Source organism: Bacillus sp. CGMCC 1.60114 (assembly GCF_042676365.1).
GTDB classification, from domain to species: domain Bacteria; phylum Bacillota; class Bacilli; order Bacillales; family Bacillaceae_G; genus Bacillus_A; species Bacillus_A rhizoplanae_A.
The window spans coordinates 16,498-38,876 of sequence record NZ_JBHTHG010000108.1 but is presented as its reverse complement, the minus strand read 5'-3'; the positions used below and the strand labels follow the sequence as shown (position 1 = coordinate 38,876).

The following is a 22,379-nucleotide window of genomic DNA, read 5'->3' as shown; positions in this document are numbered from 1 at the left end:
TCATTACTCATATGACCTCATCTCCTTTCCTGATCATTTATTATTTTTATACCGTGCTTTATAATCTACATATTCTTTTTTTGCATCTTGATTATTACCTTTTTGGCTATTAAAGTACGTGTGTATCTGTAAAGCATATTCTACTAACTTTCCCTCTTCATTCTTTTTCTTGTAGTCTATATTAATACTGACTTCCAGTATCTGCATTGGCCCTTTTGCGGAGTCAAAATGAATTACAATTGTCGATCCATCATATTGGTCATATTGTATTTTTAGCTTGTCATTAATAATATTTTGAAATTCTGATTCAGTTAGGCTATATCCAACTGTATTAGGCTGATCAAATTTTTTTGTGTCATCGCCTGGCTTCATCTTTAATTTCCCTATTCCTTTTAAACGATCCACAATTAGGTTAACGTAAGAAACATCAAGATTAGAATTCGGACTTTGTACCAGCCCATTTTTATACATAATATTTGTACTATAAACGACTTCTTCCTTATAATTTTTATTTGTCCATTTTTCTTTTTTATTATCTATATCAGTAGTAATTTCTTGTGTTGTATCTCCATATAAGCTTTTATCTTTCGTATTATATATACCTTCCGTAGTTTGGTAGATTGTTTTACTGTGCCTTCCATCTTCTTTTTCCTCGTAGGTACTATATATACCTCTTTGTTTCACATACGCATACCCATCATCACTCGCAGACATAACCTTAGCCATATCCCCTTCATCCAAAGCCTTTACAAACGTTTCATAGTTAATCTTCGTTTCTCCTAAACCACATCCACCCAATAAAGCCGCTACTATCGTCATAATAATCATCCCCTTAACTTTCTTCTTCATTTTCATACCGTCACCTCATTCGTTACTCTTGGCATTTTAAGTTTGATTATGCTTCCTTTTACATAATAGTACACTTCATCTTTTCCTAATGTTGGTTCGTTACTTATATACTTGATGTTGAAAATGCTTTGGTCGTTTAAAGCCATTGCGATGATTCCTGCTGTTAATTTACTTCGCATCTTCATTGGCAATGCATCTCTATTTCGATCGATATAGTCGTGATGTCCAGCCAAGATAAAATAAATACCTACTGTACGAGATAAATCTATTAAAGTTGTAGCTTCGTCTTCTTCAATATAAACAAGTCGATTCAATTCTTCGACGTTCGCTATGATAATGAGTTGTTTCGTAAATGTTGGTACTTCTCTACCTTCTTGTCTTGCTTGTGATAGTTCATTAGAACGCTCACGAATAATCTCCATCCAATGCTTGAGATGCATATTTGTATCATTCTCTCCTACAACGTAATGAGTTACATCCTCTTTATATTCAACAAAGCTGTAGTCGGCTGTATCTACTAACGTTACACTTTCAAAATAGTCTTTATTAATTTGAGAAACGATACTTGATACGACTTGTTGTCTTATACTATCGTCTACACCATACACCATTAAATGATCATTTAACGCACTATCATGAGCAACAACTTCTACTTCTTTAAAGTCAAGACCAATTGGTATTTGTCCAGATTGTAATGCCTGTTTCACCTGTTTATGATTACGGTATGTCATTAAGTCAATTACTTCTGGCATCATTGGAATTGCTTTTGGACGATCTCCTTGCCATGCTTCATCCATTTCATGTGCTTCTTGTTGTAACAACTGAATTTGTTGCAATTCGTCTTCTGCTGTTGTCGGTAATGCAGTTTGGAATAATGTAGGATTTTCTAGTTTTATCAGTGCACGGCCTGTAATTTCTTCTACTTTAATATCAGATCGTCCTACAATACTTGTTACTTCACTATGATCAATCATGTACAGACAAGGTTGTAACTTAATATTGTTGTATAGTTGAATGCGCAGTGCACTTTGTCTTCCAGCACTAATCAACGCATGAATTCCTACACTTGCACCTTCTCTGACAATTTGCATCATGAGCATTTCAAAGTCTTCATAAAATCGAGCTTCTCTCACTGCATCATAATTATCAATTGTAACAATAATATTTGGCATTTCTTTTCCACTAGCTTTTTCATACATCTCTAAGCTGGCTACATCATATTGACTTAACAAGCGTTTACGATTTTTCATTTCTTGCTGTAATCGCTCAACTAGTTTCAAGCATTTTTCTGTTTCATCAATTGTCACCGTATCCGCCACATGAGGTAATCCTTTTAATGGCAAGAGACCATTTGTACCAAGATCGATTAAATACACATGCAAATGCTCTGGACTATGCTGACGCGCCACATCCATAATGACTGATTGCAAGAAAGTTGATTTTCCATAGCCTGGACTTGAGAAGACTGCAACGTGACCGTCTTTGCTGATGTCTAATGTGAGCGGTGTTTGCGCTTGTAGTTCAGGCTGATCTAGTAAACCAACTGTTGCTTGTAACGGTTTCTTTTCCTGTTTCCACGCTTCTTTAAAGTTCACTGGATGTAAGTCTTGCAGGAATACTTTCTCCGGAAGCGGCGGTAACCACGGTCTTGGTAATGCTTCAATTTGTTTTTCTTCTGCGTAATCATGGATATAATCAATTACTGCATCGAGTTCTGTCGGTACAGTAGCGATGTCTTTACTGCTGCTAAGTCCACTCAAATCCTCACTCAAAATCTCATACTGTCCTAAATCATTAATCGCATAAATTGTTGCATCTAAATGCTCTTGATCATCTTTGTTCTCTATGTAATCAGCGCCGCTCCATGCGGATTGGAATAATTCATAGATTTCGTTATTTCCGACTTGTAAGTAAGCTCGTCCTGGCAGCGTGATTTCTGCGGCGTCTGGTGTTTTTAAAATTTCGTTACTGTCGGATGTGTTTTGTACTTTTAGTGCTAATTTAAATTTCGAGTTACTCCAAATTTGATCGTCGACAACCCCGCTTGGTTTTTGCGTTGCGAGAATTAAGTGAATTCCTAGAGAACGACCGATACGCGCTGTTGATACTAACTCTTTCATAAAGTCAGGCTGCTCTGCCTTTAACTCTGCGAATTCATCACTAATTAAGAACAAGTGCGGCATTGCTTCTTTTGCTTTTCCCTGTTTGTATAGCTTTTGATACTGGTTAATATGGTTTACATCGTGTTCCCCAAATAAGCGCTGACGCTTTTGTAATTCCGCTTTAATCGATGCTAGTGCACGCATGCTTTGTGCACCGTCTAAGTTCGTAATCGTTCCTAGTAAGTGCGGTAAGTCCTTGAATAAGTTCGCCATTCCGCCGCCCTTATAGTCAATAAGCAAGAATGCTACTTCATACGGATGGAAATTGACCGCAAGAGATAAAATGTATGATTGAATAATCTCTGACTTACCGGAACCTGTCGTACCTGCGATTAATCCGTGTGGTCCATGTGCTTTTTCATGTAAGTTTAGATTTACAATATCTTCTTTACCGCGTAAGCCAAGTGGTACAGCTAACGATTTGTGAGCTGCATTTTTTTCCCATCTTGCTGTAATGTTTAATTCTTGAATTTTCTCTACACCATACATTTCTAAGAAAGTTACACTTTCTGGAATACTATTTTTCAAGTTTTGTAGGTGATTTAACGGCGCTAATGCACGAGATACATCTTCTAAGTTAAAATCTTTCGGAAAATGATCGAGTGCGAATTGACAGTTAACAAGTTCACCTTTTTCTAAGATCATATTCCCTTTTTTCGAATCTCTTATGTCAATGACTGTCTTCACATGTTCTGGTAGACTTTGCATGACATCCTGTACGAAGACAAGTGATACTCCTAATTCCGTTGGGTCTTCATTAAAGAATTCCATTACAATGTGATCTAAGATCAGTTTTTCATCTGTAATGAGTACAACATAGTGCGGGGCAAAATATAATTTTTCATGAGAAGAACCTTTTTCTTCTATTTTCATTTTGCGGTCTTTTAATATTTGATACAGACTGTTTAGTACTTGGTCACGGCTGCGTTCATGGTACACAAAACCACGTACGTTAATATCGCGTACACTTGCATGTGGCAGCCAGCGCATCCAATCCCATTTCTTCTTTTCTTCTTCAGGGAACAATGTAATAAACTGCAAATCATAGTAACTATGAAATAGTGAAGTTTGCATAACTAAAAGTTGCAGTTGTTCTAACACTAAAGAGCGTTGTCCAATATATCCAACTGGTCCATTCATTAAATCGGTCACGACTGGAACATCTTGTAGTGAGAGATATTGTTGTCTTAGTTCACGTGCTGTCTCAATTAATTCATCTTTCTTTTGACTAAATTCTTCTTCATTAAATTGAATTTCAAAACTAGTATTTTCCTGACCTGTTCCAACACGATATGTTAAGAAATCATGATGAAGCATCGTTTTTTCATATATGCGTGAGTTTACCTGCATAGCCATGTTGCGAATTTCTGCAACATCTGGATAATGATAGTGAAGTGCATGACGTTGCTTTTCAGTTTCTTCATACAAATCTTTCGTCTTTTGTTTTAAATACTCCCTATAACTTTTTTCACGCTCTGCAATATCTATTTTGTATTGCTTTACACTTTTAATATAAGATGTGACCGATATAATGACTGTTGCTAAAGTCATCGCTAATGAAGCTAATATATATAAGCCGTTTGACATAAAGATTGCCAATAGTACAGTGACCACAATCATAACAAGGGACGGAGCGATCATTCGCACTAAATGTTCTGTTGGTTTTGATGGTTCACTTGGCGGCTTTGCAATTGTCATTTTATCAACTGGCTCGCGATAAATAATGCGTGGTGAACGATGGTAATCTGGATATTCATCGCGTAAATAACTATCTGCTTCAAGTAAACGAGGTAATGTTGATCGTACCTTGTCTTTGGCTGCTACAAATTGAATATCTTCATGTCCAATTTGAATTATTACACCATCAAAAAATAATTGATCTCCACTTTCTAAAATAGCACTACCTTCTAATTTTTGATGGTTATGAAATACACGTCCTTCGTATACGTTAACTTTGAATGATTCATCTAATGAATCACGAATGAATACGAGGTCTACACCCGTTCCATCAATGGCAATATCATCACCTTCACGTTCACTAAGCGCAACGGAATACTTCGTTGCTATATCATATACAGCAGCCTCTTCAACGTATGTAATCCACATATGGATAGATTTATGATTTTTCAGTTCAATTCTATTCCCCTTGTTAACATGGATCGTTCTATCTTCTATTTTCCATACACGATTCTCAAGGTCCCAATTCATCGTAAGCGATTCTTCTAAATCAAGATTCGTAATTGTATTTGACCGCTCATTCCCAATTGTCACAACGGGACGCTCAGATGGATTTAGGCGGCATTTATATAATTTATCGCCATAGCTCACTGCTAGAAGTTGTTGCTTCATCCTTCTCCACTACTCCTTTGTTAGCTTCTATAGTTAAAAAACACGCGTTCTGTTTCTCTTAAAGATAGTAAAACTCCCACCTAGCTTCTTTTCTTTACGTTTTGAGGTGAGAGTTTTACTATCCATTAGAGCTGGATACATGAAGTAAAAGAAATTTCATTCTTTTAACGTTCTTCGTTTGTTTATTTGTTCGTATTCGATAAATCTTTTTCATTAGATGTATCACTATATTTCTTTTTATACTCATCTAGCTGTTGCTGATATGTTGCTAACTTCTCATCTCGATCTTTCCCCGACAATTTCGGATTATTTTTCACAGCCTCTATTTGTTTAATTAAGCCATACATAATTAATTGTGGATCATCAATACGTTTTGCTATATCTAGAGATTTGTTAAAATCTCCTTTACCGTTATAAATCCAATACAGCAAATAGTTTTCATCACTCTTTAAACTGATGTTCTTCATAATAGATGCTTTTTGCTTTTCCCCTAATTTCTCACCCTTAACATAAGAATATGCCAGCTCATATTTAGAAGCTAAAGGTAGTCCTTCCGTATCTTCATCCTGTAAATTACTGATGACTTGATCATAATCAGTAGCTAGAAAGTTTTTATTCGCTTCTAACAATGTATTTTGATAAGGTACTTTCATAAACATGTAATACGCTAATGGTGCTACTAAAATAACCGTAGCTGCCGCAAAAGAATATGCCATATATTTAAACCTTTTAAAATTTTTCTTAGGAACAATTTGCATATTCTTTTCCGTTTTTATTTGTTCTTTTTCAAAGCTATCTTCAATAAATTGGATTAATTCGTCTAAACTGTTCATACTAACAACATTTTGCTCAAATGTTGTTTCTTTTGCATTTTTCAAGACGCCACTATACAATTCATCATAGCTATATTTCTTAGAAAACAATGCAATAATTAAACATTTATATTGTAATAAGAATTTTTCTTCTGTAATAGGGGCTGGCGGGACAATCTCTCGAATCCCACGATGAACAATAAAAGGTAAATAGTTAGCATCAAATACTAGATTTTCCGGGTGTAAAAAGAACGTTATTCTTCTATGTAAATACTCTTTAAAACGAGCGACATTTCGAAGCAATCGTAATTTTTCATTTCTCTCTAAATCTTTTATATCGTCCCATTTCTTTAGTTTCTTACTAATTTCGTATGAAAAGACAAAGGCATCCTCTGTTTCTTCTACTGCTACCGGAACAAAGATTGCTGACTTCTCCATTAATAAGTCAAATTGACGAAAATCTTTTACTCGAGTTTGTGACTGGGCAAGTTCTAATTTCCAAGTCTCTTTGCCTATTTCAAATCGATAATTCATCGAATCAATCTGAATCGTTTTCTCCACCATGTTCTTCTCCTTTTGATCGTATACACAAATTTCTACATATTAAACTATTTATCCAAGTAGTTATAGTACTTGTAAAATGTCTCCATCAGTTACTTCATAATCTATTAACCGATCATTGTCTGTTAGTAATAACGACTTATTAACAATTTTTATGACATAATGTGACCCATCATGATTTTTGATTTTTAAAGTTTCTATTAAATTCTTCAACAAATATTTAATAGATTGATGATTAGGAATGCGTAAATCATATGTTTTCCCATTCCATCTACTAAAATCTACGGTGACATTAATATGTGTTTGAACAGCCATTCATATTTCTCCTTATACCCCAGTTTTTCGAATAATGGCATAAATACCACTACAAATGAATAGAACTCCACCGATGAGTAGTACCGTTATCGTTGTATTAATTGGTGTTCCCTTTGTGGATTGATCATTATTTGTGTCACTTGCATTCATTTGCACCACATAGTTTTTCTGGAATAAACTTTCTTTTGTATCTTTAATATCATCATTTGTTGTTGTATTGAGAAATAAGGATTCCCTTAATTCTTGCATCTGTTTCTTTTCTTTCTTTTGTTTTTTTGCAATTTCTTTTTCTACTTCTGGATTAAATAATTCTATTTCTGCCTTATCTAATTCCGTTTTTTGTTCCCCTGTATTCGCTTTCTCTGCATCTGTTTGTTCTATTCGTTCTACTTTAAATTCCATTTTCCCATTATCATTGAGGTAGCTCTCTGCCGCGCTCCTCATCGGAAACGCGGCAAAGGAGCCAAGGAAAAGAAATAATGATAAATTAACTAATACTTTCCGTGATTTGATCATCTAACTCTTGTTCCTCTCCTCTTCTTCTATGCCATACAAAGAGATTGATAATAAATCCAAAAATAGCTAGGCCAAAAATAAATCCAAAAATAGCAGGCTCACTATTTTTACCACTTATAAAGTTATTTAAAAATGTTTCAATATACTGAAGTGGTGAGAATTCACGTATTTTTCCAAAGTACGACATTTTCTCTATATTCATTCCTACTGCATTCGTTAAGAACAAATACATACTAAAGAACGTTAATAATACAAACATCCCAATCATTTTTACCTGACGTAATAAGTATGTGGAAATCAGAATTAAAGCAGCCATAATCATTGTAATAGAACCAATCCACATTAAATTACGTGTCTGATCAAATTCTAGTAAATGCCCTGAAACAATACCAATCGTTATTCCTTCTGCAATTGCAATTCCTAAAGTAATTGCAGTAATTGGTACATTTGAAAGCATTGTAGATAATTCTTCTTCAAAATCATCTTTTTGACTGCGTCTTTTCTCTTGATGTGCGATTGCATATGAAGTAAATAAAGCAACAATAAAGCATACCAATACCATTAAGTATGGTATAAACACATCCCCAGCTGTAATCGTACCATCATTTTGCTTCTGAACTGGATTTGCTAAAAATTGATATAAGTTTTCATTTTGACGCTCTCCAACACGGCTATTTGACAGTACTTTCGCAAAGTTTTTGGAGAAATCCTTGTCATCTGATACTTTTTCATTAAAATCATCTAGTAATGTATTCGCCTTCGAAACAATCGTTACACCACTATCTTGAATTCCTTTTGCCTGATTATTAATTTCATCAAACGTTTTATACACGTTATCTGACGCTAATAGATTTCCTTTAGATGCCTCATCTAAAGATTGGCTTTGGGTTAATAATGATTTAAACTCGGAATCTAATGCTAACACAGCTGTTTGTTCACCATCACGATTCGTCGCCACTACTTTTTGTTCATTTATTAATTTCAAGCTATTTTCACGCCATGTTGCTACATCTTTTAAGTAATCGCTTAAAGTCGTATTCATAGTCTTAGCTTGTTCTGTTGTTTGTTTTAATACTTCTGCCAAGTGCTCTGAATTTTTATCTGCATTATCTACTAATTGCATATACGTATCGACTTTTTGTTTTAAATCATTTGTTTCTGCCGTTATTTCAGCAGTAATCTCATTTGCAATAAAGTTTGCCATTACATCTACTATGTTCTGCTTATTTAAAATGTAATAAAGAGAACTTTCTGTCGCTTGATCACTTAATGTTCCCTCTTCTAACTTGGCTGATAAATCTTCAGCTTTCATATCAAAGCCATAATACAATTCATACAAACTTAACAATTGCTGATAAGTTTGCACTGTTTGAACAGAATCTCTAATTAATACCTTCGTCGAATCTGGATATAAATACTCTGCCTTTTGATGTGAGATTCGGTCATTCGTGCGTTCAATTGTTTCTACCTTAGTAGTATCTTTATTAGGCTTATCTGGATTTGTTCCGTCACCTTTATTAGGATCACCTGGATTCGTTCCATCACCTTTATTAGGTTTATCTGGACTCGTTCCATCACCCTTATTAGGATCACCTGGGTTCGTTCCATTACCTTCCGGAGTCGTACCATTGCCCGCGTTAGGATTATTTGCATTTGTATCCGTAGTTTGTTCTGTTTTCGTTACTTTTTGTGTGGTTGCACCTATCGCTTTATTACCGGTTTTTCCTACATTTTCTTTTCCATTAGGATCGGAGGGCTTCCCTGTTTCGGTAGTTGTCTTCTTCTCATACTTATGATCTAAATTCCACTGCCACTTTACTGGGGTAAACACATCTATATTTGCATTTGGATCTAGTAATTTAACATGTATACGAACATCTAAATTTCCTTCTCCTCGCGCTGGTAAAGTAACTGTGCCTTTACTTAAAAATTCTCCTGTATAATCTTGGCCATTAATTAATAATGACTGAAGACCAAACCCACTCGGAATATTTAAAGTGAACGTTTGAGCAGCATCCATCCTCGGCACTTTTTCGACACTGTTAAAGATGACTCCATTTGTTGCAAGACCATCTTTAATGGTTTTTATTGTATTTCCTAAAGAGGTTTGACCTTGACCTTCAGGATTAAATTGATTCTCTGTATTGTACTTTCCAGTAACTTGAATAACATTTTTTAACTCTCGTTTTGTTTCATCCGGTAAAGAAAGCTGATCTATTTCTTCTATATTCACGCTCGGTAAGTGATTAATTAGCTTTTCAATTTTCTTCTTAATTTCATCGTTCGGTTGCTGCATAAGGGTATTTACGTATACCGCTTTTTGATCCCCATCTGAAAGGTCTTTCTGTAACTTCTCACGAGTCGTTGCTTGAATATCCGACTTTAATTTTTCTGTTAAATCTGCATCGTAGCTGCGAATTTTACCATTAATATCTTTTAAGTAGTCTTGAATAGCAGCTGAATCTGATAAAATATTAGCTTCTTTATCTGCACTAGTGAATTGATTAGCTATCGCTTTGTTGGTTGACTCCAAAGTTTCTAGTCTTTTTAATACGTCCTCTGTACTTAAATCACTGTTGAATTGATTGAGCTGGTCGGAGAACTTATTTGCAACTAAGCCATTTTCTCCTTGTGCTTTTTGGAAATTACCAAAACTATTTTGGAAAGCTACATTAGTTTTTAAGGTCCCATCAATATTTTGTTCAAACCCATTCAAGACGCCTTGAAATCCTTTAAATGTATCTATTGAAACTCCTGTATAATCTTGTACTGTTTTAAACTGTTGTGTATAGTTTGCTAAAGGACTATGTATATCAGTCGTATACGCATTGACTTGGGATTGTTCTTTATTAATAATTGCCTGTATATTATCTTGTGCACCTTGTAATTTCCCAATAATGCTAGCAAAATAAACATCTACTATATGCTTATTAAATTCTTCTAAAATAGCAGCTGCAGTATTTTCTGCCTCTGCCTTCAAATCTTTATTACCAGTAGCATTAATTTTGTAACTTATCGTTACTTTTTCTGGCGAATCCGAATTAATAGCAACCGCTTTCTTAGAAAAATCATTTGGAATAACAATCATCATGTTATAGTTATTATTTTTCAAACCATTTTCCGCTATTCCGCGGCTTACCACATACCATTGTTGTTTATCATTTTTACTAATGTTTTTTATAAACTGATCTCCAAAGCTTATTTTCTGTCCTTCAAACATCGTTCCTTGATCTTCGTTTACTACGGCAACTGCCATTTTTTTAGCACTAGTTTCATTCTTTTTTTCAACCTTATGATTTAATGCTAAATAGGAAGTTCCCGTTGCTAGTACAAGAGCTAAAACAATAAACAACAAAATCCTCCATTGAATTTTTTTCACTACTTACCACTCCTGTGAATATGAAATAATTTATCCATTGTTAGAATGCAGCTTATTTTTGTCTTTCAAATGTATAACCTTAAACTGCATCAACATAATTGCAATGGAGAGAATACTTATTATTAAAATTTCAAAGTTAAACCACTTATATATAAATCAGCCATACAACAAAAGTCGCATGGCTCATTTATCAATCTTCTACTATTCAAGCTTTCTTATTTCAAGCCAAAATTACGTGATAACTGCTCATCATGTTCAGCAACAGCTTGTGCAGTTCTGTCTAATTGAACATTAATGTCATGTAATAATCTAGCAAAACTGTCTACTTTCGGTTTTAATTCATTAAATTGTGCATCAAACCCTTGGAAAGCACGGCCTTCCCATTCACCTCTTAATTCATTTTGTAACCCTTCCAACTTGCGTAAAATACTTTCAATTTCTTGAGAGCTTCTACCATATAGAGCTGCTTTAGTTTTGAGTTCTTGAGGACTCATACGAATTTGTCCAGACATAAATATTCCTCCTATCAATCTGCGAAAATTGTAAAATTAACCATCTTAATTTTACCTTTTCTATTATAACAATAATGATAAAATTATGAGAAGGAAAATTTACCTTTTTGTATATAAATATCCAATATTGGTAACATTTATTATTTTTTATATATACATAAATAAATAATAAATTATTATACAGGAATAACTATAAGCTAATACTGATTTTTGGAAACCATGTTAGAAAACTGGCTAAACATACAAAAAAGAGACTTGAGGAATTTTCCTCAAGTCTCTTTTTTTGCTCCCATCTTATCCAACTTAGCCGACGGGTCTAAACAGTCAGCTTCGCTTTCATCACGGGAATCGAGGGAATTGTCCAAAGTCCGGACGGCGTTTTTCTTTAAACGCATCGCGGCCTTCTTTTGCTTCGTCTGTTGTATAGTATAGTAGCGTTGCATCGCCAGCTAGTTGCTGAATACCTGCAAGACCATCTGTGTCTGCATTAAATGCAGCTTTTAAGAAGCGAAGTGCCATTGGGCTGTTTGCTAAAATTTCTTCTGCCCATTTCACAGTTTCTTCTTCTAGCTGTTCTAATGGTACAACTGTGTTAATTAAGCCCATATCAAGTGCTTCTTGCGCGTTGTATTGACGGCATAAGTACCAAATTTCACGAGCTTTCTTATGGCCAACCATACGAGCTAAATAGCCAGCACCGTATCCACCATCAAAGCTACCTACTTTTGGACCAGTTTGGCCAAATACTGCGTTATCTGCTGCGATTGTTAAATCACATACGATGTGCAGAACATGTCCACCACCGATTGCATAACCTGCTACCATTGCGATAACTGGTTTTGGAATTGCACGAATTAAACGTTGTAAGTCTAATACGTTTAGGCGTGGGATTTGGTCTTCCCCAACATATCCGCCATGACCGCGAACCTTTTGGTCACCGCCAGAACAGAACGCACGGCCACCTTCACCTGTTAAAATGATAACGCCAACATTTTGATCATCTCTTGCATGTGCAAAAGCATCGATTAACTCCATTACCGTTTTTGGACGGAATGCATTATGTACTTCAGGACGGTTAATCGAAATTTTTGCGATTCCATTGTATGTGGAGTAAATAATATCTTCGTAATTGCCTTCTTTTACCCATTCAATCGTCATTTTGTCTCTACCTCCTTTTATGTTTTGCAAAAAGCCCCTTACTATTGTATCAAACTTTTGCGGTTGTTCCACATGAATTGCATGGCCTGCTCCAATAATTTGTACAAATTCAGCATGAGGGATATGTTTTTTCATCTTTTTTAAGATGTGAAAGAACTTTTCATCATATTCTCCGCTCATGAGTAAGACTGGCATTTGTAAGTGTTTCAATTCATTCCACCAAGATGGCTGCGTTCCTGTTCCCATGCCTCGCAAGCTATTCGCAAGTCCCTCAGGATTATTAGCTAATCTTTCTTCACGTACAAGAGCCTGCACATGAAGCGGTAACTTTTTTTGCGTGGCAAAGAGCGGAATATTCCCCCACTTTTCAACAAAAGCAGAAACACCTTCTCGTTCAATCTTTTCAGCAAGCTGTTCATCCTTCTGCCTGCGCTCTTCACGTTCTGCTTCCGTTATGAGTCCCGCTGTACAGTTTTCTAACAAAAGAGACAGGGCGCGCTCTGGATACAAACAAGCAAACGTAAGCGCAAGGCGTCCGCCCATAGAATATCCTAACACATGTGCTTTCTCGATTTGCAAATGATCGAGCAATGCAATAAGATGCGCAGCTACCGTTTCGATATTATAATGCCGGATTTCCTTTGGACTTTCTGTTTTACCGTGTCCGATAAGATCCACTACAATTACTTGAAATTGCTCGCTCCATGCAGGAACAAACGAACGCCATGTTTCCATGCTGCCTGTAAAGCCATGAAGGACAAGAAGCGGCTCACCGCTTCCGATTACTTCATATTCATAAGAAACGCCATGTACGTTTACTTTCATTCCCCTTCACCTTGCAATGCGTCTGAAACAACAGCTGTTGCCTCTGCCATAATGTCACGATGAAGCTGCAAATTCTCTTCCCGGTCTGTTTGTATTTCAATCACATGCAGTCCATCTTCTCGTGTGCCTTTGTCCACTTCATTACGAAACGCTTCCCATGTTTTTACGCGCTGGAATGAACCATTATACATCTTGACTACATGTTCATAATCAAGCCCAAGCGGCGTACCAAATAACGCCTCAAAATGTTCTTTCTGCTCATACTGCGGTAAAAATGAGAAAATACCGCCGCCATCATTGTTCACGACAACAATGGTTGCATTTAAATCATGTAGCTTTGCCGCTAACAATCCATTTAAATCATGGTAGAACGATAAATCCCCCACAACTAATACGAGCGGATCGCGAGCTACACTGACCCCAAGCGCTGTCGAAATAATGCCATCAATGCCATTTACACCGCGATTTGCTAGTACTTCAATATTCTTATCATTTGAGAAGAAAAACGTATCCGTATCACGAATTGGCATACTGTTACTTACAAATAAAGTTGCACCATTTGGCAGAATATCTACAAGTTCTGTAATCACTTTTCCTTCAAATGCATGCTCATACGATTCAACTTGGACGAGTTTCTCTTTCGTTAAGGCATTCATTTGTTGCCACATATGAAGCCAGTCATGATTGTTTTGCTGCTCAGCACCATTTACAAGCTGCTCACAAAATTTAGCGTCATTAGCATACACAACTTCTGTAGACATAAACGCCGGATCACGCCAATTTCCAGATTCATCAACAACAATGTGCAATGCCCCCGTTTGCTTTTTCAAATATTGCATAAGCGCTTTGGAAACTGGCATACCGCCGAAGCGGATAATCACATCTGGCTTCCAACGATCGCGAAGTTGTTCATTTCGTAAAAATGTATCATAGCAATCCACAACTGTCTCTTTATCGTGAAGACCGCTGCGAAGACCAGAAAGCGGATCTGCAAGAATTGGATAACCGTATGCTTTTGAAAAAGCCACGACAGCTTCTGCAATATTAGGATGACTATCATCCCCACACACAATAAGCCCCTTTTTCATATGCGAAAGGCGCTCTCGTAAAGATGCTGCATATTCATCCGTCACCGCTGTTTTCCCTTGATGAACGGTTGCTTCGTATTCTCCGCGTCCTTTTTCCCATAAATTTTCTAAAGAGAAATTCGGAATTAACGGCTCGCGAAGCGGAAAGTTTACATGAACAGGTCCTTTCGGCGTTTGTAATGCCGCTGCCACTCCTCGTCCCGCTGTCATCCGTGCATATCGATACATTGGTTCTGCAGCTTCAGGAAGTGCCATTTCAATAAATTGTTTCACAAATGAACCGAACAAATGAAATTGATTCATTGCTTGCGGTGCACCAACATCTCGCAATTCATGCGGACGATCCGCTGTCAGTACAAGAAGCGGGACGCGCGAATGAAATGCTTCACATATAGCTGGATAATAGTTTGCTGCCGCTGTGCCTGATGTACATAATAAGGCAACGGGGCTTTTTTTTGCCTTCGCAATGCCAAGAGCAAAAAAGGCCGCTGATCTTTCATCCACGTGTAAATATGTGCGGATTTGTTCATGCTGTGCCATTAATAAGGCAAGCGGCGTTGACCGCGAGCCAGGGCTAATGACAACATCCTGCACATGCAGGCGCGCTAATTCATCAACAAACGCGCCTAAATAATATGATAATGCTTCTATATGATTGCTCATCTAGATAGTCCCTCCAAAGCAGAAAGCATCGGCTTAAATTTCAATCTTGTTTCTTCATACTCTAAATGTGGCTTCGAATCAATAACAATACCGCAGCCAGCAAATAACGAAGCTTGTTTACCAGATAATAATCCACAGCGAAGTGCTACCGCAAATTCACCGTTTCCTACTTCATCGATCCAGCCAATTGGCGCTCCATATAACCCTCGATCTAATAGCTCTACTTCACGAATCAGTTTCAGCGCTTCTTCTCGCGGCGTGCCCCCAAGAGCTGGTGTTGGATGAAGTTCTTCAATCATCGATAATAAATCACCATTTCCATTCGCTTGTACTGGTGTATATAGATGAAGTAAGTTTTTCGTCTGCAATAGTTGCGGTTCATATGGAATATCAACCGTTTTACAATGCTTTGTTAACACACTGCGAATCATGTTTACTACATAATCATGCTCTGCTAAATTTTTCTCATCATGCAAAAGTTCATATCCATTCTCTTTCGTTTCCTCTTCTGAAGCACCTCGTCCAATCGAACCGGCAAGACACATGGATGTATATGTTTCTCCCTCTTTACGAAGAAGTCTTTCTGGCGTTGCTCCTAAGAAACACGTTCCTTTATAATCAAACGCAAATACATAACAATCCGGTTGTCCTATGCGAAGTGCTGCCAAAACAGAAGTCGAATCAACATCTTTATCCATAACAAGTTGCATCTCACGAGCTAACACAACTTTTTGGACAGCTCCTCGCTTCATTTCTTCCTGCACTTGTTCAATTGCTTGCAACCATTTCTCAGGCTCTATCTCCACTTTCGAAAGAATAGTCACATTCTCTTCTACGAAGGAATGCTTGCTTTGCTGCAACAATTGCTCCTCAGCTTTTTGTAATTCCTCATAAATCTTTTCTGCACAATCATTTCCAGAAACAAAACGGTTCACTGTTAACCATGCCTTTTCATTCTTTACCGTTAACAAGAAGGCTGGTAATTGCAGTGTTGTATCCTGAAATGACTTCCATAAATCTGTTCTTTCTTTTCGTGGATCAAAGGAAAAACCACCAAATAAAAGCGGCCCTGTTCCAAATTCGTACGTATCACGATGAATGACCGCTTCGTCTTTCAATTGTTCCCACTCTTGACGAGCATTTTGAAAGCGCTTATTAGAAGAATTTGCTATAGTAAAGGCAGAACCTACTCCAGCGAAGATAACGTGCTGCGATGGATCTGCAAAATAACATCTGTCTCTATATCCAAATTGTGTTCCTGCTGCATAAAAAAGGAGTGGATCAATCCATTCCACTTGCTTCACAAAACTAACGAGTACTTGCCCGTCAGCCGCGCGCTGAATCGCAGTAAGAATCACATCTTTTACATCATGTTGTTTCGTTTGAATCACACAGTCTCCCCCCTATGGGCGAAAAATAGTCATAAATACGCTTGATTTTAAGATACACCTCAAACGAAAGGTGTGTCAATGTTTAGCATTTCTGAGAAAATCCGAGCATATTCCTAGAAAATAAACGTTGACACTATATGATGCTTTTCCTACACTTAATTGTGTTGTTTATTTTCCCCTGCTCTTACGGGCAATAAGGACTTATTTTATTTTATACAATAGATAGGAGGATTCCATATGGAAGTAAAAGCTGAAACGAATTCCTCTTCCATGCAGCCAAAGCCAAGTAAACAAACAGGCTGGCGTATTTGGTGGAGTTTATTACGTCCCCATACATTAACTGCAGCTTTTGTTCCCGTCTTTATTGGAACAACTTACGCTATGCAGGTTGAAGGTATTAGCAAAATAAATCTTCCTCTTTTCCTTAGCATGCTTCTTGCTTGCCTTCTCATTCAGGCAGCAACAAACATGTTTAACGAATACTTCGATTATAAAAGAGGGCTTGATCATGAAGGATCCGTTGGGATTGGCGGTGCAATCGTTCGCGATGGTATTCAGCCAAAAACAGTATTAAACTTAGCGTTCGGATTCTTTGGTATTGCGATTTTATTAGGAGTTTACATTTGTATGAGCTCCAGCTGGTGGCTTGCGGCAATCGGTCTTATTTGTATGGCTGTTGCCTACTTATATACAGGCGGCCCAATTCCAATTGCCTATACACCTTTTGGAGAATTAACAGCAGGATTATTTATGGGTGTTATTATTATTGGAATTTCATTCTTTATTCAAACTGGAACGGTAACGTCAGAAGTTGTATTACTCTCCATTCCAAATGCAATTTTAATCGGCGCTATTTTACTTTCTAATAACATTCGTGACTTAGATGGAGACAAAGAAAACGGTCGTAACACGTTAGCAATTATCGTTGGACGTGAAAACGCAGTTGGTGTTCTTGCCTCCATGTTTATCGTTTCCTATATTTGGACGATTGCATTAATCATTGTCGGAATCGTATCTCCATGGATGCTTATCGTTTTCCTAAGTGCACCAAAAGCATTTAAAGCAACAAAAGGATTTATCGGAAAGAGCATCCCAATGGAAATGGCACCTGCGATGGTTGCCACAGCAAAAACGAATACAATTTTCGGATTTTTAATGGGAATTGGGCTATTACTTGGATATTTCCTATAAGAAAAACGCAGGTGTGGAAGCACTTGCGTTTTTTTATGGTACATTCATGTTATATGCTGTCGAATCGCCTTTATCCCGCATGAACGGGCAGTAAATGTTGAATTGGAATAAGGTTTAACAAAAAGAAGTTGCTAAATATAAATCACGGATTTATCTCAAGATATTGTGTCATTTTTATCAAACTTTATTTTAAATCCACACATATGATTGTTTTTATTAACTATCTTCCTTTAAATAATGGTTGGGTCTTTTCTAAAAATGATTTAGTTCCTTCTCTGAAGTCCTCGGTGGACGCTATCAAACCGAAATAATCTGCACCGAGAAGTGCGGACTCTTCTAAAGTTAAATTACCTCCCCGATGAATTGCCTCCCAAGTCATTTTTACTGCGATAGGAGACTGAGACAGAATTTCTAAAATAAGCGTTTCTACTTCTGTTAGTAATTTATCGGGTTCAACAACCCTATTAATCAGTCCTATTCTATAAGCTTCGTCTGCGCTTATCACGTTTCCGGTGAGCAACAGTTCTGCAGCACGCCCCTTACCTATAAGTCTAGGCAGTCTCGTAGTTCCTCCAAAACCGGCAACAGCTCCAATACGGACTTCAGGATGTCCTAACCTAGCATGGTTAGCACAAACACGGAGCGTACAGGATTCAGCTAACTCAAGTCCGCCTCCTAGTGCGAAGCCGTTGATGGCAGCAACAACTACTTTCCCTAATGACTCAATTTTATTAGTAACTGTAACAGCTAACTGAGCTAAATCTCGCACTTCTAGCGGAGTGGCTTTATTGAGAAACTGAATGTCAGCACCTGCGGAAAATGCCTTTTCTCCAGCACCGATGATTATCACTGCCTTTACACCTGAATCAGTTTTAATCCTGTCCAAGACGGACGAAAGTTGTTCAAGAACATCTCGGTTTAACGCATTTAGTGCTTCCGGTCTGTTTAGTGTAATTCTTGCGATACCATTTTCTTCAGTGTAGAGGACGATATTTTTATTTAACATCTTAATCCCTCCAATAGTTTAGTGTACCGACACAAAAGGTTGCCTTCCTTGAAACACCTTTCAATATTAGACATTCTTACACAAAAACCCTCTTCAGAAAAAATATGTAAATGGGAAAAATTCCGCAATTTTTTTATGTCGCGACTTTATTTGAAATATCGCATCTATTTTATAAACATCGTGACTTTATTTTAATCCCACAGTAAGACCCCTACTGATGGGAGTTTCACTCTATATTATGTTGAACCGCCGATATATTAACGTATTATTTTTCATAATTCCTGCAATTGAGCTCATACTACTTAAAGAAACCGAATTGTAGGAAGGTGGATTTTATGCTAACTCCACAACAAATGGATCATTTTCAATCTGTACTACAAAAGCAAAAACAAGAGCTTGAACAAACGCTGCAAAATCATGAAAATCGAGGGCAAGCTTCGGAACGTGATTCAGTTGGCGAACTCTCTGCGTATGATAATCATCCCGGAGATATGGGAACGGAATTGTATGAACGTGAAAAAGACTTAGGATTAGTCGAATTTTGGCATAAACAACTTACAGATATCAAGCATGCCCTACAAAAAATAGAAGATGGCACATACGGGACTTGCGAAGTATCAGGTGAACCAATTCCACTTGAACGTTTAGAAGCAATGCCGACTGCAACAACTTGTATCGAACATACACATAATAAACTAATCCTTGGTGCACGTCCTATTGAGGAAGAACTTATTGAGCCTCCTTTTGGTAAATATGATATAGATAGTGCCGTAGGATATGATGCTGAAGATGCTTGGCAAGATGTTGCTTTATACGGAACATCAGAAACTCCTGCTGATTTGGAGCGCCGCGACTCTAAAAATTTTAATGAGATGTATGTAGATGCAGAGGAACCGCAGGGATATGTTGAAGACTTTGAAAACTTCATCGGAACAGATATGTATGGGAAAAATGTACAAGTATATGCTACAGAAGAACACGAAGAGTATGAACAAATGTTAGATGACTACGAAGAAAGAACTTTTAAAAGAGAACTTTCTTCAGATGAGTCAAGTTCAAGGCCATAAAAAAAGAAACATTCCTTATTCAGGAATGTTTCTTTTGCCTTCATTACTTTTTAGTAACGTTAGCAGCTTGAGGTCCGCGGTTACCTTCAACGATTTCGAAAGAAACTTCTTGACCTTCTTCTAAAGTTTTGAAGCCTTCGCCTTGAATTGCAGAGAAATGTACGAATACATCTTCGCCACCTTCAACTTCGATGAAACCGAAACCTTTTTCGCCGTTAAACCATTTTACTTTTCCTGTTTGCATTGCATGTACCTCCTAAATAAAAAAAGAAATCTATCTATTGGAAACTACATACAAAGGTCGAGATAAACATCATGATTTCCTCACAAGCTAATGCTTTGAAATAAACACGCTTTATTTCCGTACCACATTATGCAGCTCAATAGTTCTTTAACTATATCATGCCCGAAATAAAACGTCAAACAAAACAAAAATACTTTTTTTGAAAATTAACAAAACTTGTATATTCTATTTAAAAAAGTTTGGTACAATATAAAGTGAAACTTCCATCAGTGACGCTTTTCTCACTGATGGTTAGTTGAACCAATCGGGCTCTTACGGGCAATTTTCTTCCCCGATCTTCCCAAACCTTTACTGCCCGTTAGTGCGGGATAAATGGATATACATATTTATACTTGAGGTGAAACCATGAAAGCACATGAAATCGAATACAAATTATATGGCGATGATATGCAATTTGTTGAAATTGAGTTAGATCCGCAAGAAAGTGTAGTTGCTGAAGCCGGTGCTATGATGATGATGGAAGACAATATTGAAATGGAAACAGTATTTGGTGACGGTTCTGCACAAACAGGTGGATTTTTCGGCAAGCTTGTCGGTGCTGGGAAACGCCTTGTGACAGGTGAAAGCCTGTTTATGACTGTATTTACAAATACAGGATACGAAAAACGTCATGTCTCATTTGCCGCTCCGTACCCAGGAAAAATTATTCCTGTTGATTTAACAGAATATCAAGGAAAGGTAATCTGTCAAAAGGATTCCTTTCTATGTGCTGCAAAAGGTGTTTCTGTCGGCATTGAATTTACAAAAAAACTTGGCAGCGGATTTTTCGGCGGTGAAGGATTTATTATGCAAAAGCTTGAAGGTGACGGCCTTGCTTTCATGCATGCCGGCGGGACGGTTTATAAGCGTGAATTAAAGCCAGGAGAAAGATTAAAAATTGATACAGGTTGCCTTGTTGCCATGACACAAGATGTTGACTATGATATTCAATTTGTTGGTAATGTAAAAAGTGCCATCTTTGGCGGTGAAGGCTTATTCTTCGCAACATTACAAGGACCGGGAACGGTTTGGGTTCAATCTTTAACATTAAGCCGCTTAGCACAACGCATCGCTGGTCCAGGAGCAAAAAATTCTGGAGAAGGAAGTATTCTCGGTGGACTTGGACGCATTCTTGATGGCGACGAGTAAACCTATCTTTTGAATAAGTAAAAGAATGAAACCCTAATCCTCCTCATATATTGAATTATATTTTATCATGAGGAGGATTTTTCTATGCCAACTTCTGTATCCTTCCATAAGGATACCGCTGTATTGTTAGCTACATGCTGCGAATTAACATATGAGCAATATAAGCAAAATGGCATTTTCCCCATTCCTGAAGGTTTTCGATATATACAAGGCTTTCAAGCAAAAGCCATTCAAACAACAACATGGTTTGGATTTATTTTAGAATCAGAGGATCAAATTATTGTAGCCTTTCGCGGGACACAATCCGACCGTGATTGGATGGCCGATTCCATGGTCCAACAAAAACCATATCCATTTACTGCAAATAGCGGCAATGTTCATAGTGGCTTTCTTTCTATTTATGAATCATGCCGAGACACAATAATGGACACCCTCGTTTCCTTACCTTCTCATAAAACACTTTTCGTTACTGGACATAGTTTAGGAGGAGCTCTTGCTACCCTGCACATACTAGATGCCCGTGTAAACACTTCATTCTCTCATTACACTCTCTACAATTTCGCCTCCCCGAAAGTCGGAGATATTGCCTTTCGAAATTATTATAAAATGCAAGTGGCCAACAGCTTTCGCTTCGTGAATTTATTTGATGTTGTCCCACTTCTTCCTCCTCGTAAAGTAAAATTTGAAGAAAATGAATTGGAGTATTCCCATATCCATCGTAGTATGACCTTTACGAAAAATATGAATTCAATTACAAAAAACCATCACATTACAACATATAAAACGTCAATTGCCGCCCTCTCCTAAAAGGTATATATTGGAAATTTTATAATAATATTCTATAATAATAAAGTGAAACTTCCATCAATGGGGTCTTACTGCCCGCAAATAGCGGAATAAAAGAAGAGATTTTTTGATAAGGGGACCTAGCATGGGGAAATCTGCCACTACATTTGTTCTAGTTATGCTTATGGTCTTTACAGGTTTCTTTGTATTTTCTTATTTTGCTACAGCAGAATAAGAAGGACACGGTATATTATATACACAGTTCTATCCTACTTCTGTCACAAAGTAAAACGACTTGGAATGTTTCCAAGCCGTTT

16 protein-coding genes and 1 pseudogene are annotated in these 22,379 nt (G+C 37.1%); 4 read left to right on the top strand and 13 right to left on the bottom strand.

All coding sequences use genetic code 11. The features are described from left to right. Positions 1-33: 33 nt before the first annotated feature. From ACFQZ1_RS16550 to ACFQZ1_RS16500, 11 genes and pseudogenes are all read right to left on the bottom strand, one after another. Positions 34-855 (bottom strand): DUF3952 domain-containing protein, encoded by an 822-nt coding sequence (locus tag ACFQZ1_RS16550; protein ID WP_377883304.1) that lies wholly within the window; start codon positions 853-855, stop codon positions 34-36. Next, positions 852-5,360: a type VII secretion protein EssC gene (gene essC / locus ACFQZ1_RS16545; RefSeq protein ID WP_377883303.1), complete on the bottom strand. Its 4,509-nt coding sequence runs from the start codon at positions 5,358-5,360 to the stop codon at positions 852-854. Before essC ends, ACFQZ1_RS16550 begins: the two co-directional genes overlap by 4 nt. A gap of 182 nt (positions 5,361-5,542) precedes the next feature. After that, entirely contained in the window at positions 5,543-6,736 is a 1,194-nt protein-coding gene (gene essB, locus ACFQZ1_RS16540) for a type VII secretion protein EssB (protein WP_377883302.1), read from the bottom strand. A 60-nt stretch (positions 6,737-6,796) separates the two neighbouring features. After that, complete coding sequence (locus ACFQZ1_RS16535; protein WP_377883301.1) at positions 6,797-7,048, bottom strand: EsaB/YukD family protein; 252 nt, start codon at positions 7,046-7,048, stop codon at positions 6,797-6,799. 12 nt (positions 7,049-7,060) lie between these two features. Then, positions 7,061-7,564, bottom strand: coding sequence for a type VII secretion protein EssA (gene essA / locus ACFQZ1_RS16530; protein ID WP_377883300.1), 504 nt, complete (start codon positions 7,562-7,564; stop codon positions 7,061-7,063). Then, positions 7,536-10,943, bottom strand: a complete 3,408-nt coding sequence (esaA, locus tag ACFQZ1_RS16525) for a type VII secretion protein EsaA (protein ID WP_377883299.1) — start codon at positions 10,941-10,943, stop codon at positions 7,536-7,538. The genes essA and esaA overlap by 29 nt, the downstream gene beginning before the upstream one ends. A gap of 215 nt (positions 10,944-11,158) precedes the next feature. Then, on the bottom strand, positions 11,159-11,455 hold the full coding sequence (locus ACFQZ1_RS16520; RefSeq protein WP_377883298.1) for a WXG100 family type VII secretion target: 297 nt from the start codon (positions 11,453-11,455) through the stop codon (positions 11,159-11,161). 339 nt (positions 11,456-11,794) lie between these two features. Next, positions 11,795-12,613, bottom strand: a complete 819-nt coding sequence (menB, locus tag ACFQZ1_RS16515; protein ID WP_336484269.1) for a 1,4-dihydroxy-2-naphthoyl-CoA synthase — start codon at positions 12,611-12,613, stop codon at positions 11,795-11,797. 36 nt (positions 12,614-12,649) lie between these two features. Then, a pseudogene (gene menH, locus ACFQZ1_RS16510) lies at positions 12,650-13,438 on the bottom strand (2-succinyl-6-hydroxy-2,4-cyclohexadiene-1-carboxylate synthase); the annotation flags it as partial. After that, the gene (gene menD, locus ACFQZ1_RS16505; RefSeq protein ID WP_377883297.1) at positions 13,435-15,189 is read right to left on the bottom strand and encodes a 2-succinyl-5-enolpyruvyl-6-hydroxy-3-cyclohexene-1-carboxylic-acid synthase; all 1,755 of its coding nucleotides are present in this window, start codon (positions 15,187-15,189) and stop codon (positions 13,435-13,437) included. The pseudogene menH and the gene menD, both read right to left, overlap by 4 nt. Continuing rightward, positions 15,186-16,580: an isochorismate synthase gene (locus ACFQZ1_RS16500; RefSeq protein WP_377883296.1), complete on the bottom strand. Its 1,395-nt coding sequence runs from the start codon at positions 16,578-16,580 to the stop codon at positions 15,186-15,188. Before ACFQZ1_RS16500 ends, menD begins: the two co-directional genes overlap by 4 nt. A 237-nt stretch (positions 16,581-16,817) precedes the next feature. Here ACFQZ1_RS16500 and ACFQZ1_RS16495 point away from each other — a divergent pair, with 237 nt between their 5' ends. Beyond that, positions 16,818-17,771 carry a 1,4-dihydroxy-2-naphthoate polyprenyltransferase gene (locus ACFQZ1_RS16495; RefSeq protein WP_377883295.1) on the top strand — a complete coding sequence of 318 codons (954 nt, stop codon included), beginning with the start codon at positions 16,818-16,820 and terminating at the stop codon, positions 17,769-17,771. A gap of 220 nt (positions 17,772-17,991) precedes the next feature. On the opposite strand, the gene ACFQZ1_RS16490 is transcribed toward ACFQZ1_RS16495, so the two are convergent. Next, positions 17,992-18,777, bottom strand: a complete 786-nt coding sequence (locus ACFQZ1_RS16490) for an enoyl-CoA hydratase/isomerase family protein (protein WP_377883294.1) — start codon at positions 18,775-18,777, stop codon at positions 17,992-17,994. Positions 18,778-19,112: 335 nt separating this feature from the next. Here ACFQZ1_RS16490 and ACFQZ1_RS16485 point away from each other — a divergent pair, with 335 nt between their 5' ends. After that, complete coding sequence (locus ACFQZ1_RS16485; RefSeq protein WP_377883293.1) at positions 19,113-19,844, top strand: yteA family sporulation protein; 732 nt, start codon at positions 19,113-19,115, stop codon at positions 19,842-19,844. Positions 19,845-19,887: 43 nt separating this feature from the next. Here ACFQZ1_RS16485 and cspD read toward each other — a convergent pair whose 3' ends face one another. After that, the gene (gene cspD / locus ACFQZ1_RS16480) at positions 19,888-20,088 is read right to left on the bottom strand and encodes a cold-shock protein CspD (protein WP_035432508.1); all 201 of its coding nucleotides are present in this window, start codon (positions 20,086-20,088) and stop codon (positions 19,888-19,890) included. 405 nt (positions 20,089-20,493) lie between these two features. Here cspD and ACFQZ1_RS16475 point away from each other — a divergent pair, with 405 nt between their 5' ends. Both ACFQZ1_RS16475 and ACFQZ1_RS16470 read left to right on the top strand, forming a co-directional pair. Beyond that, positions 20,494-21,276, top strand: a complete 783-nt coding sequence (locus tag ACFQZ1_RS16475) for a TIGR00266 family protein (RefSeq protein WP_336484251.1) — start codon at positions 20,494-20,496, stop codon at positions 21,274-21,276. 84 nt (positions 21,277-21,360) lie between these two features. Beyond that, entirely contained in the window at positions 21,361-22,083 is a 723-nt protein-coding gene (locus ACFQZ1_RS16470) for a lipase family protein (protein ID WP_377883292.1), read from the top strand. Positions 22,084-22,379: the final 296 nt, after the last annotated feature.

Coding starts and splice junctions, on each gene's coding strand:
- ACFQZ1_RS16475 (WP_336484251.1), top strand. CDS start 20,494: ATGAAAGCACATGAAATCGAATACAAATTATATGGCGATGATATGCAA.
- ACFQZ1_RS16490 (WP_377883294.1), bottom strand. CDS start 18,777: ATGTTAAATAAAAATATCGTCCTCTACACTGAAGAAAATGGTATCGCA.
- essC (WP_377883303.1), bottom strand. CDS start 5,360: ATGAAGCAACAACTTCTAGCAGTGAGCTATGGCGATAAATTATATAAA.
- ACFQZ1_RS16520 (WP_377883298.1), bottom strand. CDS start 11,455: ATGTCTGGACAAATTCGTATGAGTCCTCAAGAACTCAAAACTAAAGCA.
- ACFQZ1_RS16470 (WP_377883292.1), top strand. CDS start 21,361: ATGCCAACTTCTGTATCCTTCCATAAGGATACCGCTGTATTGTTAGCT.
- ACFQZ1_RS16495 (WP_377883295.1), top strand. CDS start 16,818: ATGGAAGTAAAAGCTGAAACGAATTCCTCTTCCATGCAGCCAAAGCCA.
- ACFQZ1_RS16535 (WP_377883301.1), bottom strand. CDS start 7,048: ATGGCTGTTCAAACACATATTAATGTCACCGTAGATTTTAGTAGATGG.
- menD (WP_377883297.1), bottom strand. CDS start 15,189: ATGAGCAATCATATAGAAGCATTATCATATTATTTAGGCGCGTTTGTT.
- essB (WP_377883302.1), bottom strand. CDS start 6,736: ATGGTGGAGAAAACGATTCAGATTGATTCGATGAATTATCGATTTGAA.
- menB (WP_336484269.1), bottom strand. CDS start 12,613: ATGACGATTGAATGGGTAAAAGAAGGCAATTACGAAGATATTATTTAC.
- cspD (WP_035432508.1), bottom strand. CDS start 20,088: ATGCAAACAGGAAAAGTAAAATGGTTTAACGGCGAAAAAGGTTTCGGT.
- essA (WP_377883300.1), bottom strand. CDS start 7,564: ATGATCAAATCACGGAAAGTATTAGTTAATTTATCATTATTTCTTTTC.
- ACFQZ1_RS16550 (WP_377883304.1), bottom strand. CDS start 855: ATGAAAATGAAGAAGAAAGTTAAGGGGATGATTATTATGACGATAGTA.
- ACFQZ1_RS16485 (WP_377883293.1), top strand. CDS start 19,113: ATGCTAACTCCACAACAAATGGATCATTTTCAATCTGTACTACAAAAG.